The organism is uncultured Ramlibacter sp. (assembly GCF_936925435.1).
GTDB lineage: Bacteria > Pseudomonadota > Gammaproteobacteria > Burkholderiales > Burkholderiaceae_C > Ramlibacter.
On the sequence record NZ_CAKZHQ010000013.1, the window covers coordinates 49,483 to 63,168 of the forward strand.

Sequence of the window (13,686 nt, forward strand, 5' to 3'; positions counted from 1 at the left end):
TCCGTGCTCAGCTGAAGCTCTTGCCTTCGGCCACCAGCTTGCGGATCAGCGGCGCCGGCTCCCAGAAGGCGGCGTCATCACGCGGGTTCTGCTGGAAACGCTTCATGGACTGGGCCACATTGAACAGGCCGACCTGGTCGGCATAGTTCATGGGGCCGCCGCGGTGGATGGGGAAGCCGTAACCAGTGATGTAGACCATGTCGATGTCGCTGGCCTTGGAGGCGATGCCGTCTTCCAGGATGTGGGCGCCTTCGTTGACCAGGGCGAACACCAGGCGCTGCACGATCTCCTCGTCGGAGATCTTGCGCGGCGTGATGCCCAGCTCCTTGCGGTGCTCCTCGATCATCTTGTTGACCAGCTCGGAGGGGATGGCGTCGCGCTTGCCGGCCTGGTAGTCGTACCAGCCGGCGCCGGTCTTCTGGCCGAAGCGGCCGAGCTCGCACAGCTTGTCGGCCGTGCGGCTGTACTTCATGTCGGCACGCTCGGTGGCGCGGCGCTTGCGGATGGCCCAGCCGATGTCGTTGCCTGCCAGGTCGCCCATGCGGAACGGGCCCATGGCGAAGCCGAACTTCTCGACCGCCTTGTCGACCTGCTGCGGCGTCGCGCCTTCATCGAGCAGGAAGCCGGCCTGGCGGCTGTACTGCTCGATCATGCGGTTGCCGATGAAGCCGTCGCAGACGCCGGACACGACCGCCGTCTTCTTGATCTTCTTGCCGATGGCCATGACCGTGGCCAGCACGTCCTTGGCGGTCTTGGCGCCGCGCACCACTTCCAGCAGCTTCATCACGTTGGCCGGGCTGAAGAAGTGCATGCCGACCACGTCCTGCGGGCGCTGGGTGAAGTCTGCGATCTGGTTGACGTCCAGGGTCGAGGTGTTGGAGGCCAGGATGGCGCCGGGCTTCATCACCCGGTCCAGTTCCTTGAAGACCTTTTCCTTGACGCCCATTTCCTCGAACACCGCCTCGATCACAAGGTCGGCGTCCTTGAGCTCGTCGTAGCTCAGGGTGGTGGACAGCAGGGCCATGCGCTGCTCGTACTTGTCCTGCTTGAGCTTGCCGCGCTTGACCTGGGACTCGTAGTTCTTGCGGATGGTGGCGATGCCGCGGTCGAGCGCCTCCTGCTTCATCTCCAGGATCTTCACCGGGATGCCGGCGTTGAGGAAGTTCATGGAGATGCCCCCGCCCATGGTGCCGGCGCCGATCACGGCCACGGCCTTGATCTCGCGCTTGGGCGTGTCTTCCGCCACGTCCGGGATCTTGGAGGCGGCGCGCTCGGCCACAAACAGGTGGCGCAGGGCGCGCGATTCGGGCGTGAACATCAGCGCGGTGAAGACCTCGCGCTCATAGGCCATGCCCTCGTCGAACTTCTGCTTGGTGGCCGCTTCCACCGCGTCCACGCACTTGGCGGGCGCCGGGAAGTTCTTGGCCATGCCCTTGACCATGTTGCGGGCAAACTGGAAGTAGGCGTCGCCCAGCGGGTGCTTGCACGGCAGCTTGCGCACCAGGGGCAGCGGACGGGCATCGGCCACGGAGCGGGCGTAGGCCAGGGCTTCCTCGGCCAGCGACTCGGGCGAGGCCGCCATCTTGTCGAATAGCTTCTGGCCGGGCAGCGAGGCCAGCAGTTCGCTCTTGACCGGCTCGCCGCTGACGATCATGTTCAGGGCCGTCTCGACGCCCAGCACGCGCGGCAGGCGCTGCGTGCCGCCGGCGCCGGGGATCAGGCCCAGCTTGACTTCGGGCAGGGCGACATTGGTGCCGGGTGCGGCGATGCGGTAGTGGCAGCCCAGCGAGAGCTCCAGGCCGCCGCCCATGCAGACCGAATGGATGGCAGCGACCACCGGCTTGGCTGAATTTTCGACCGCCAGGATCACGGACAGCAGGTTGGGCTCGGCCAGCGCCTTGGGCGAGCCGAACTCCTTGATGTCGGCGCCACCGGAGAAGGCCTTGCCGGCGCCGGTGATGACGATGGCCTTGACGGCGGCATCGGCGTTGGCCTGCGCCAGGCCGTCGGTCAGGCCCTTGCGCGTGGCGTAACCCAGGCCATTGACGGGCGGGTTGTTCATGGTGATCACGGCCACGTCGCCGTGGACCTTGTAGTCAGCCGTCATGCTGTTGCTCCTGAATTAGAAAAAGAACGATCGTTCGTTTTGGATTTTAAGCCGAGCCTGCTGCGGCGCAATATCGGCTTGTCTCAGTTGGGACAGGCGGCGGTATGGGCCGGCACGCGCAGGCCCGCACCATCGTGCTGCAGGCCTAGACCTCCAGCCACTCCTTGCGAGTGTAGGCGTCGGCACGCAGGCTGTCAGGCGTGCCCTGGAAGACGATGCTGCCGTGGCCCATGACCAGGGCCCGGTCGGAAATCTGCATCGCGATGGTCAGCTTCTGCTCGATCAGCAGCACCGAGATGCCGCGGTCCTTGAGCTTTTTGAGGTACTCGCCCACCAGTTCGACGATCTTGGGCGCAAGCCCTTCGGTGGGCTCGTCGATGATGATCAGGTCGGGGTCGCCCATCAGGGTGCGGCACAGGGTCAGCATCTGCTGCTCGCCGCCGGACAGCACGCCCGCTTCGGTGTGCTGGCGCTCCTTCAGGCGCGGGAACATCTCGTACATCTCGTCGAACGACCAGCGCCCCTGTCTGCGCGCGCTCTTCTGGCCCAGCATCAGGTTCTGGTGCACCGTGATCTTGGGAAAGATGTCGCGGTTCTCGGGCACGTAGCCGATGCCCAGGTGGGCGATCTCGTAGGGCTTGCGGCCCAGGATCTCCTGGCCCTTGAGCTGGATCGAGCCCTGGGCGTCGACCATGCCCATGATGGCCTTGGCCGTGGTCGAGCGGCCCGAGCCGTTGCGGCCCAGCAGGGCCAGGATCTCACCCGGCCGCACGTCGAAATCGACGCCGTGCAGCACGTGGCTTTTGCCGTAGTAGGCATGGAGGTTCTTGATCTGCAACATGTTCAGTGCCCTCCCGCCTGCTGGTCGGCCACCGAGGAGCCCAGGTAGGCCTCCTGCACGCGCGGGTTGGCGCGCACCGCATCGGGCGTGTCAAAGGCCAGCACCTCGCCATAGACCACCACGGCGATGCGGTCGGCCAGGCCGAACACCACGCCCATGTCGTGCTCCACCGTCAGCAGGGTCTTGCCGACGGTCACTTCCTTGATCAGGCCGATGAAGCGGGTGGTTTCGCTGCGGCTCATGCCGGCAGTGGGTTCATCCAGCAGGACCACGTTAGCGCCGCCGGCGATGGTGATGCCGATCTCCAGGGCCCGCTGTTCGGCGTAGGTGAGGTTGGTTGCCAGCACGTCGCGCTTTTTCTCCAGCTTGATCATCTCCATCAGCTCCTCGGCGCGGCGGTTGGCGTCGTCCAGGCCGGACAGGAACTTCAGGAAGGTGTAGCCGTAACCCAGGCTCCAGAGCACGCCGCAGCGCAGGTTCTCGAAAACGCTGAGCTTGGGGAAGATGTTGGTGATCTGGAAGCTGCGCGACAGGCCCAGCCGGTTGATCTCGAAGGGCTTCTTGCCGTCGATGCGCTGGCCGTGCAGCAGCACCTCGCCGCTGGTGGGGGCGAAGCGGCCGCTGATGAGGTTGAACAGCGTGGACTTGCCTGCGCCGTTAGGGCCGATGATGGCCACGCGCTCGCCGGCCTGGACGCTCAGGTCGATGCCGCGAATGATCTCGGTCTTGCCGAAGCTCTTGCGCAGGCCGCGCAGTTCGACCGCGCAGCTGGAAGTGCCGCCGCTCATAGTGCCTCCTGGCGCTTGATCGCGCGCTCTATGTCTTCCTGGGTCTGCTCCCATTCCCGCTTGAATTGCCTGCGCGTCACCTCGAACAGGCCCAGGCCGGTGAGGAACACGAAGATCGCGCCGGCCCAGCTGTTGATGCCTGTGGTGTCGAGCTTGGCGCCCAGGAAGGGAACGACCGGGCCCAGCGCCGAATTGAGCTGGATGTGGTAGATCATCTCGACGATGGCCGCCGCGCCCAGCACCGCCACCAGGGCCGTGCCGGCCAGCGCCAGGTAGGCTGTCCACAGCCGGCGCAGCATGCCGTACTTGGCCACCCGCAGGTTCATCATGATCAGGCTGGCGATGCCACCGGGCGCGTACATCACCATGAACAGGAAGACCAGGCCCAGATAGAGCAGCCAGGCCTTGCTCAGCTCGGACAGCAGGATGGAGGCCAGCACCAGCAGCACCGCGCCGATGATGGGACCGAAGAAGAAGATCGCGCCGCCCAGGAAGGTGAACAGCAGGTAGCCGCCCGAGCGCAGGCCCGACAGGCTGTCCATGGCGTTGACGATCTCGAAGTTGATCGCCGCCAGGCCGCCGCCAATGCCGGCGAAAAAGCCGGCGATGATGAAGGCGAAGTAGCGCACCCGCTGGGTGTTGTAGCCGATGAACTCGACCCGCTCCGGGTTGTCGCGCACCGCGTTGAGGATGCGGCCCAGCGGCGTGCCGGTGAAGGCGTACATCAGGCCGGTGCAGATGAAGCAGTAGACCGCGATCAGGTAGTACACCTCGATCTGCGGGCCGAAGTCCATGCCGAAGAACTTGCTGCCGTAGACCCGGTTGGTGGTGATGCCGCCCTCGCCGCCGAAGAAGCCCGGAAACATCAGCGCCATGGAGGCCACGAGCTCGCCGATGCCCAGCGTGATCATGGCGAAGGTCGTGCCCGATTTGCGTGTGGTGACGAAACCGAACAGCGCCGCGAAGAACATGCCGCCGATACCGCCCACGATGGGGATGGCCACCAGCGGCACCGGGATGGCGCCCTTGGTCGCCAGGTTCATGGCGTGGACAGCAATGAAGGAGCCCAGGCCGACATAGACCGCATGGCCGAAGCTGAGCATGCCGCCCTGCCCCAGCAGCATGTTGTAGGACAGGCAGATGATGGCCAGGTAGCCGATCTGCGAGAGCATGGTCAGTGCCAGGCTGCTCTTGAAGACCAGCGGCGCGACGGCCAGCATCAGGGCGAACAGGCTCCAGATGATGAAGCGGCCGACGTTGAGCGGCTTGAAGCTGTAGTAGGTGGGTGTGGTGCTTGTGCTCATGTCAGTCCTCCCGCTTGCCCAGGAGGCCCTTGGGCCGGAAGATCAGGATCAGCACCAGGAACAGGTAAGGCAGGATGGGGGCAACCTGCGAGATGGTCAGCGACAGCAGCGGGTAGCCAAAGGTCTGCTCGGTGACGGCGACGCCGGCGGCCTGGAGCACTGAGGCGCCCGAGTAATCCAGCGCCACGGCGAAGGTCTGCAGCACGCCGATCAGCAGCGAGGCCAGGAAGGCGCCCGCCAGCGAGCCCATGCCGCCGACCACCACCACCACGAAGATGATGGAGCCCACTGAGGCGGCCATGGCCGGCTCGGTGACATAAGTGTTGCCGCCGATCACGCCGGCCAGGCCAGCCAGGGCGGCGCCGCCGCCGAAGACCAGCATGAACACCCGCGGCACGTTGTGGCCCAGGGCCTCGACCATGTCGGGATGGGTCAGCGCGGCCTGGATCACCAGACCGATGCGGGTGCGGGTGAGCACCAGCCAGACCGCCACCAGCATGGCCATTGCGACCAGCATGATGAAGGAGCGCGACTTGGGGAACTGGGTGCCGAACAGGGTGAACAGCGGTCCCTGCAGCTGGGTGGGCAGGCCATAGGGCACGGTGGAGCGGCCCCAGACCAGTTGCACCAGTTCCAGAATCAGGTAGGACAGGCCAAAGGTGATGAGCAGCTCGGGCACGTGGCCGTACTTGTGCACGCGGCGCAGGCAGTAGCGCTCGAACGCGGCGCCCAGAGCGAAGACCAGCAGCGGCGACAGCACCAGCGCCGGCCAGAAGCCGACCACGCCGGAGATGGTGTAGGCCAGGTAGGCCCCCAGCATGTAGAAGCTGGTGTGCGCGAAATTGAGCACACCCATCATGCTGAAAATGAGCGTCAGGCCCGAACTGAGCATGAACAGCAGCAGCCCGTAGCTCACGCCATTGAGCAGCTGGATGGTGAAAAACTCCGGATTCATGGCCCCTCGAATCTAAAAAAAGGCCCGATCGGCGATCGGGCCTGTGCCTGGCGCGGCGGCGTGCATGCCGCTGCGGACCCCCATCACATGCCGGGACGCTTCATCTGGCAGGAGGTGGGCGTGCTGGCCACGTAGGGCTCGTAGTACTTGACCGGCACGAAGGTGTGGCCGGTGTTCTCGGCATCGACCGGGAACTTGCCGACGGCCTTTTCCCACCTGGAGATGTACAGGCCCTGCTGCAGCTGGTGGTCGGTCTTGCGCATGGCGACGTCACCGTTGAAGCTCTTGAACTTGATGTCGTCCATGGCCACGGCGACCTTCACCGGGTCGGTCGACTTGGCCTTGGCGAAGCTCTCCGACAAGATGGCGTAGGCGGTGTAGGCGGCCGAGGTGTAGAGGTCTTCGTTGAAGCGCTTCTTGAACTCCTTGCCCAGGCGCTCGATATCGCCGCCCATGTTGTAGTGGCCGTAGCCCACCTGGTAGACGCGGCCGGCGGCGGTGGCGCCCATGGCGGTGGGCGTGCCGCTGACGGTGCCGTAGTAGGTGTAGAACTTGACGTTGTTCAGGCCGGCGTCGTTCGCGGCCTTGACCAGCAGCGACAGGTCCGAGCCCCAGTTGCCGGTGATCACGGTGTCGGCGCCCGACTGCTTGATCTTGGCGATGTAGGGCGAGAAATCGCGCACCTGGGCCAGCGGGTGCAGGTCTTCGCCGACGATCTGCACGTCGGGACGCTTGCGCGCCAGGTTCTCCTTGGCGTACTTGGCCACTTGCACGCCGTGCGAGTAGTTCTGGTTGAGCAGGTAGACCTTCTTGACGTCGGCCTGGTCCTTCATGAAGGTGGTCAGGGCTTCCATCTTCATGGAAGTGTCGGCGTCCAGGCGGAAGTGCCAGTAGCTGCACTTGCTGTTGGTCAGGTCGGGATCGACGGCTGCGTAGTTCAGGTACAGGACTTCCTTGCCCTTGTTGCGCTCGTTGTGCTTTTCGATCGCGTCGATGATGGCCAGCGCCGGGCCGGAGCCATTGCCCTGCACCACGTAGCGGGCGCCCTGGTCCATGGCCGAGCGCAGCGCGCTGGTGGTTTCCTGCGGGCTGAGCTTGTTGTCGATGCCGATGATCTCGAACTTGACGCCGGCGACGTTCTTCTTGTTGAACTCCTCGGCCAGGAACTGGTAGGTCTTGAGCTGGTTGGTGCCCACGGCCGCCATCAGGCCGGACAGCGGGTCCAGCCAGGCGATCTTGACGGTTTCGCCCTTTTGGGCGAACGAAGCACCGGACGCGGCGACGAGGGCGCAGGCGGCGACTGTTTTCAGCACGAACTTCATGGGCGTCTCCAGGGTTGACTTGACAGCGCGCAGAGTACAGTTTTTTGTGCAGCGCAGCGCTCAGGGAATGCCCCTAAGCAAGCCCTTTTCTATCGCCCATGTGACAGTGCCTGTCCGTTCCGCAATGCAGATCAGGCCGTCGGCAGCTTGTAGTCCTTGAGTTGCTCGCGCAGCCGCGTCTTGAGGATCTTGCCGGTGGCGCCCAGGGGAATCGCCTCGACGAAGACCACGTCGTCGGGGATCTGCCACTTGGCGGTCTTGCCCTCGTAGAACTTGAGCAGCTCCTCGCGCGTGACCTCGGCGCCGGGCTTCTTGACCACGGCCACAATGGGCCGCTCGTCCCATTTGGGGTGGCGCATGCCGACGCAGGCGGCCATGGCCACGGCCGGGTGCGACACCGCGATGTTCTCCACGTCGATGGAGCTGATCCACTCGCCGCCGGACTTGATCACGTCCTTGCTGCGGTCGGTGATCTGCATGTAGCCTTCGGCGTCGATGGTGGCGACGTCGCCTGTGGGGAACCAGCCGTCCACCAGCGGGTCGCCGCCCTCGCCCTTGAAGTACTCGGCGACGATCCACGGCCCCTTGACATACAGGTCGCCGTAGGTCTTGCCGTCCCAGGGCAGCTCCTTGCCGTCCTCGGCAACGATCTTCATGTCGACGCCGTAGATGGCCCGGCCCTGCTTCAGGCGGATCTTCATCTGCTCGTCGGCCGGCAGCGCCAGGTGCTTGTTCTTCAGGGTGCACAGCGTGCCCAGTGGGCTCATCTCCGTCATGCCCCAGGCATGCAGCACGTCGACGCCGTAGTCCTCCTGGAAAGCGCGGATCATGGCCGGCGGGCAGGCCGAGCCGCCGATCACAGTGCGCTTGAGCTTGGAGAAACGCAAGCCGGCCGGCTTCATGTGGCCCAGCAGCATCTGCCAGACCGTGGGCACGCCGGCGGCAAAAGTGACGCCTTCGGCCTCGATCAGCTCGTACACCGACTTGCCATCGAGTGCCGGGCCGGGAAAGACCAGCTTGCAGCCGGTCAGCGCCGCCGAGTACGGGATGCCCCAGGCGTTGACGTGGAACATGGGCACGACCGGCAGCACCGAATCGCGCGCCGACAGGTTCATCACGTCCGGCAGGGCCGCGGCATAGGCATGCAGCGTGGTCGAGCGGTGGCTGTAGAGCGCGGCCTTCGGGTTGCCGGTGGTGCCGCTGGTGTAGCACATGCTCGAGGCCGAGTTCTCGTCGAAGCTGGGCCACTGGTAGTCGCTGGGCTGGCCGCCGATCCAGTCCTCGTAGGCCACCAGATTCGGGATGCCCGTGCCCTCGGGCAGCTTGCCGGCGTCGCACAGCATCACGTACTGGCGGATCGTCGGGCATTTGGCGTGAACAGCTTGCACCAGCGGCAGGAAGCTGGCGTCGAAGCACAGCACCTGGTCCTCGGCGTGGTTGGCGATCCAGGCGATCTGCTCGGGATGCAGGCGCGGGTTGATGGTGTGCAGCACGCGGCCGGAACCGGACACGCCGAAGTACATCTCCAGGTGGCGGTAGCCGTTCCAGGCCAGCGTGGCGACGCGGTCCGAGAACTGCAGGGACATCCCGTCCAGCGCGTGCGCCAGCTGGCGCGAGCGGCGGGCCACGTCGGCCCAGGTGTAGCGGTGGATATCGCCCTCGACGCGGCGCGAGACGATTTCAACGTCGCCGTGGTGGCGCTGCGCGAAATCGATCAGCGACGAGATCAGCAGCGGTTGGCTTTGCATCAGACCCAGCATGTCTTCCTCTTTGGAATTTGGTGAACCGGGTTGCGATGCTAACTCTCCCGCTGGCTCCCCTCCCCCACCGCGCGGAAATACAGGGTGATCACGGCGCCCTGCCCGACTGTGGACGCCAGTTCGATGCTGCCGCGTATCGACTGCATCACGCGGTGGCAAAACATCAGGCCCATGCCGTTGCCGCCGGACTGGCCGCGCGTGGTGACGGGCTCGCGCGTCAGCTTGGCCAGCACCTCGGGCGCGATGCCGGGCCCGTTGTCCTCGAAGCGGATCCAGGATCGGGCCTGGGCCGCCGGCCCACCCTCCACCCCGACGCTGACACGCAGGCTGGGCTGGAGGGACAGCTGGCTGCCGCGCAGCGCCTGCAAAGCGTTCTTGGTCAAGGTGCACAGCACCAGGTACAGCAGATCACGGCGGCCCGGCAGGCTGAAGTCCTGCAGCACCTGGCTGCTGACCCAGGAGCGCTCGTTGTCCTCGAACGGAAATTCGTCCAGCAAGCTCGCCACCAGGCTGGAACCGGTGACCGCCTGCGGCGCCGCGCCCGGGTAGGCGTCACGCGCCGATTGCACGAAGGTCGAGACCAGCGACTGGCAGTACAGGGCGCGGCGCTGGGCCCGCTCCAGCGCCGCCAGCAACTCGCCGGGATGGTCTTCGGCAAACTGCGCCATGCCTGGCGGCCCGCCATCGCAGGGGCGGTAGCGCTCGGCCACCGTCGTCACGCAGCCGCGCACCGTGGCCAGCGGCGTGTTCAGTTCGTGCGCCAGGAAGCCCAGCGTCTCTCGCAGCGCCGCCACCCGACCCTCGTTGAGCAGGCGCTCGAAGGCCTGGGTGCGGTGCAGCGCCAGTGCCTCGCGCAGCGCCTCGCGCGTGAGCGTGTCGTCCAGGGGCTTTTCCAGGATGCGCAGCACCTTGCCCTGGTTGACTGCGGCGATCGCCACCTCTTTCTCGGCATAGGCGGTGGCCAGCAGGCGCACCAGATGCCGGTAGTCGCGCTGCACGGCGCGCAGCAATTTCATGCCATCCTGCTCGGGCATGCGGTAGTCGGTGAGCAGCACGGCAAACTCCTGGCCGCGGCCGGCCAGCAGGTCCAGCGCCTCGCCCACGCCGGCGGCGGTGACGATATTGAACTCGTCGCCGAAGTTGCGGGCAAACCATTTGCGCGAGGCCGCTTCGTCGTCCACGAACAGGATGCTGCGCGCTTCGTCGGACAGGATGGCGGGCGCCTGCGGGTTCTTCATGTCGCCCTGGCCGCCGACTGGGCGGCTGCATAGGCCTGCAGGGCCTGCTCGGTCTGGCCGGCCAACGCCTGGATCTGGCCCACCCAGCCGCTGCGCGGCGGCCAGCAATGGCCCTCGGCCATGGGCACGTAGAAGCGGCGCACCAGCTGGTACAGGGCGGTGGCGCCGGCCTCGCCGCTCATGCCCAGCAGCGAATGCAAGGTGTCCAGGCTGCCTTGCAGGTCGCCGTCCGCCACGTTGTGGTCCAGTGTGTCGACCAGGCGGCTGATCTCGGGCAGGTAGTCGGCCAGCAGCTCGTCGAGCATGCCGATGCGCCGGTAGCTCTCCAGCCGCTGCGGGTCCAGCACCTGTTCCAGCACCAGCGGGTCGAGCGCGACAGCACTGTGCGCGCTGCCACCCATCAACTGCTGCAGCTTGGCATACAGCAGGGCTGCATCCACCGGTTTGGTGATGAAGTCGTTCATGCCCGCGGCCTGGGCGGACTGCACCATGGCCGGGTCGGAATGCGCCGTCAGCGCGATGATGGGCAGCTGATGCCAGGGCGCGCCGCTGGCGCGGATGGCCTGGGCCGCGTCCAGGCCCGACAGGCCGGGCATGTTGATGTCCATCAGCACGGCATCACAGCTGCCGCCCAGTTGCAGATGGTCCAGCACGGCCTGGCCGTGGCCGGCCTCATGGACCTGGGCACCGGCATGGCGCAGATAGGCCGCGACCGCCTTGCGGTTGTAGTGGTTGTCGTCGGCCAGCAGGATGTGGCGGCCCGCCAGCAGGCCGGCGCCGCCGCGTTCGGTCGCCACCGGCTGCATCAGCGCCTGGTGCAGGGCCTGAACCAGCGGCAGCTGCGCGCAGGGCTTGCCGACAAAGGCGTCCATGCCAGCCTTCTGCACCTTGACTTCGGCCAGGTGGGCCGGCTCGCTGGTGTAGGCGACGATGCGCACGCCGCGGTTGGGCGCCGCCCGGCCGCGGCGCACCGCCTGCGCCACCGCAAAGCCGTCCACCGAGGGCATGTTCAGGTCCAGCAGGACCAGGTCATAGGGACGCAGCGCCAGCAGTTCCAGCGCCTGCAGGCCGCCGGCCGCCTCGTCGATGACGGCGTCCAGTGTCTCGAGCTTGTGGCGCGTGGCGCTGCGCTGGATGGCGTCGTCGTCCACCAGCAGCAGGCGCCGTCCGGCGAAAGCGCTGCGCGCCCTGGCCAGAATCGTCTGCAGATGGGCCTGGCTCTCCTGCAGGCTGATGGGCGGGAAGCGCATGGTGAACTCGGTGTACTGCCCCTGCTCCGCCGCGCAGCTGATCTGCCCCCCGAAGGCACGCATGACGCGCTGGCAGTACGCCAGGCCCAGGCCGGTGCCGCCGGATTTGCCGACCGAACGGAACGGCTCGAACAGATGGGCCAGCACCTGCGGCGCCATGCCCGGACCGTTGTCGCGCACCCTGACCTGCTGTGCCTCAATGGTGATGGTGATGCGCGCCTGCGGGTGCGCCGGCAGGTAGTACAGGGCGTTCTTGAGCAGGTTGAACACCAGGAACAGCCAGGCCGTCTCGTCGCCGCGGAAGCTGAAGTCCTCCAGCACCCGCACGTCGATGCGGGCGCGGTCGTCATCGTTCTCGTAGCCGTATTCCTGCACCGCCTTGTGGGTGGCCTCGGCCGCCGACAGATAGGCAAAACCCGCCGTGTCCAGCGGCTTGGCATTGACCTCGTCCAGCGTCATGGCGATCACCTGCAGGCCGCGCCGCACGGCGACCTCGCCATTGGCCAGGTGGCGGTACAGCGCGTTGACCGCGTGCGCCTCGATCGGCCGCGCCGCCTGGTCAGTGCCGGGCAGGGGCAGGGCCTCCTTCATGCCTTCCAGGCTATGTTTGAGTTGCGACAGCGGATTGCGCATCTCGTGGGCGATGGAGCCGGCCAGCGCCTGGGTCGCGCGCAGCTTGCGCTCGGCATCGATCTGCTCGGTGGAAAACTTGAACAGGTTGCCGCCCACCGCGATGATCAGGTAGGCGGGCAGCTGCGCCACCATGTCCATGGGCACCCTGGGGTCCGGGTCGGTCGCCACATAGGCGACGACGGCCAGGCCCGTGCCCAGCGTCAGCATGACGAAGGTGTTGCGCCAGTCGGTCAGCAGCATGACGAAGCACAGGGTGATGAAGCCGTTGGAAATCGATGCGATACCGCCGCCGCGCTCCAGGCCGTTGAACACTGTGAAGAACGGCAGGCAATACAGCATCGCCACATAGGAATAGGCGATGTAGTGGCGCTTCAGGCGGGCGGGCCATTGGTCCTTGAGCGCCAGCAGCAGCATCATCAGGACCACCAGGCCACGCATGGCGATGTCGTCGAAGGGCTGCGGATTGGGCCGGGTGAAGCGCAGGAAATAAAAGGCCATGAAGGTCAGCATGCCCACAAAGCCCATGTACTTCAGGCGCGGCGGCCCATAGGCGTGGTACGCGTGGTAATGCTCGAACAGCTTTTTCAGCATGGCGCATGCTCTGCAACTGCGCCGGCCTGGCCGGCGCAGTCGGCCAGCGCTGCCGCCGGCTCGCCCAGGCCGCTGGCCAGCCTGCGCTCGGCCTCGTTGCCGGCCACGGCCAGCAGCACCTCGCGGGCCTGGCCATGGATCAGCGAATAGGCACCATCGGTGTTCTCCCAGGCCTGCTTGACCACCACTGAGAAAGCGAAGCGCCGGTACAGGCGGGCCAGCACCGGCGTGCAGGAAGCAAAGATGTCCTTGACCTCGGTGTGGCGGATCATGTGCACCAGCGTCAGGCACAGGCAGCGCTTGAGCAGGGAGGGATCTGCACGAAATTGCGGCGCCAGCACCAGGCGGCCGACCTCCCAGCTGGCCTCACCGTCCAGCGTCATCGGCGGCGGCTGGAGTTCTCCGAGCAACTGCTCGCAGGGCGACAGGCCCTGGTCCATGGGCAGGACGCGCACGGTGCCCACGAGGGTGCCGCGGAACTCGAAAGCGCCAGTCACACCGTACTCGTCTCTTTTTTTTCGCGGGCGTGGAAATAGGGATCTGACAATGCGGCGGCCGGCAGCTGGATCGCGCCGCGCAGGGCCCGAACCCGCTCGATGTCCTGGTGCGTCTTCAGGTGGATGAAGCGCAGCTCCTCCAGGGGGATGTCCTGGCGCTCTTGCGTCTCCTCGGGCGGGGCGGCCCGGTGCAGCATGGACATCGCAAAGCCCGGCACCAGGCCGGATCGCGACAAGGCAGACAGCTCCCCGGCGGCCAGCAGCGGTGACACACCACTGGCAAGGTTCGCGGCGATCCCGCGCGGCAAGGACAAGGCCGAAAGATGGCTCATGTTTTGATTTCTCCCTGAAATCCTGGCGTCTTGGTGCACTGGCTGCTGCCGGTTTCCGCGCCTGTGCA

The 13,686-nt window shown here is 66.2% G+C and carries 11 protein-coding genes; all 11 read right to left on the reverse strand.

The genetic code is table 11. The features are described 5' to 3' along the window. Nucleotides 1–7: 7 nt before the first annotated feature. Nucleotides 8–2,107, reverse strand: coding sequence for a 3-hydroxyacyl-CoA dehydrogenase NAD-binding domain-containing protein (locus Q0632_RS08005; protein ID WP_298926954.1), 2,100 nt, complete (start codon nucleotides 2,105–2,107; stop codon nucleotides 8–10). 145 nt (nucleotides 2,108–2,252) lie between these two features. Next, nucleotides 2,253–2,948 (reverse strand): ABC transporter ATP-binding protein, encoded by a 696-nt coding sequence (locus Q0632_RS08010; protein ID WP_298926959.1) that lies wholly within the window; start codon nucleotides 2,946–2,948, stop codon nucleotides 2,253–2,255. A 2-nt stretch (nucleotides 2,949–2,950) separates the two neighbouring features. Continuing rightward, a complete protein-coding gene (locus Q0632_RS08015; protein ID WP_298926964.1) occupies nucleotides 2,951–3,736 on the reverse strand; it encodes an ABC transporter ATP-binding protein in 786 nt (261 codons plus the stop codon). Further along, a complete protein-coding gene (locus Q0632_RS08020) occupies nucleotides 3,733–5,040 on the reverse strand; it encodes a branched-chain amino acid ABC transporter permease (RefSeq protein ID WP_298926972.1) in 1,308 nt (435 codons plus the stop codon). Before Q0632_RS08020 ends, Q0632_RS08015 begins: the two co-directional genes overlap by 4 nt. A 1-nt stretch (nucleotide 5,041) precedes the next feature. Next, nucleotides 5,042–5,995 (reverse strand): branched-chain amino acid ABC transporter permease, encoded by a 954-nt coding sequence (locus Q0632_RS08025; protein ID WP_298926977.1) that lies wholly within the window; start codon nucleotides 5,993–5,995, stop codon nucleotides 5,042–5,044. An 83-nt stretch (nucleotides 5,996–6,078) separates the two neighbouring features. Then, on the reverse strand, nucleotides 6,079–7,317 hold the full coding sequence (locus tag Q0632_RS08030) for a branched-chain amino acid ABC transporter substrate-binding protein (RefSeq protein WP_298926982.1): 1,239 nt from the start codon (nucleotides 7,315–7,317) through the stop codon (nucleotides 6,079–6,081). A gap of 131 nt (nucleotides 7,318–7,448) precedes the next feature. After that, nucleotides 7,449–9,077 carry a 3-(methylthio)propionyl-CoA ligase gene (locus Q0632_RS08035; protein ID WP_298926986.1) on the reverse strand — a complete coding sequence of 543 codons (1,629 nt, stop codon included), beginning with the start codon at nucleotides 9,075–9,077 and terminating at the stop codon, nucleotides 7,449–7,451. Between the two features lie 38 nt (nucleotides 9,078–9,115). Next, nucleotides 9,116–10,315, reverse strand: a complete 1,200-nt coding sequence (locus Q0632_RS08040; RefSeq protein WP_298926990.1) for a hybrid sensor histidine kinase/response regulator — start codon at nucleotides 10,313–10,315, stop codon at nucleotides 9,116–9,118. After that, complete coding sequence (locus Q0632_RS08045; protein WP_298926995.1) at nucleotides 10,312–12,789, reverse strand: hybrid sensor histidine kinase/response regulator; 2,478 nt, start codon at nucleotides 12,787–12,789, stop codon at nucleotides 10,312–10,314. Before Q0632_RS08045 ends, Q0632_RS08040 begins: the two co-directional genes overlap by 4 nt. Then, nucleotides 12,783–13,286: an N-acetyltransferase gene (locus Q0632_RS08050; RefSeq protein ID WP_298927000.1), complete on the reverse strand. Its 504-nt coding sequence runs from the start codon at nucleotides 13,284–13,286 to the stop codon at nucleotides 12,783–12,785. The genes Q0632_RS08045 and Q0632_RS08050 overlap by 7 nt, the downstream gene beginning before the upstream one ends. Next, nucleotides 13,283–13,600, reverse strand: coding sequence for a hypothetical protein (locus Q0632_RS08055; RefSeq protein WP_298927003.1), 318 nt, complete (start codon nucleotides 13,598–13,600; stop codon nucleotides 13,283–13,285). Before Q0632_RS08055 ends, Q0632_RS08050 begins: the two co-directional genes overlap by 4 nt. Nucleotides 13,601–13,686: the final 86 nt, after the last annotated feature.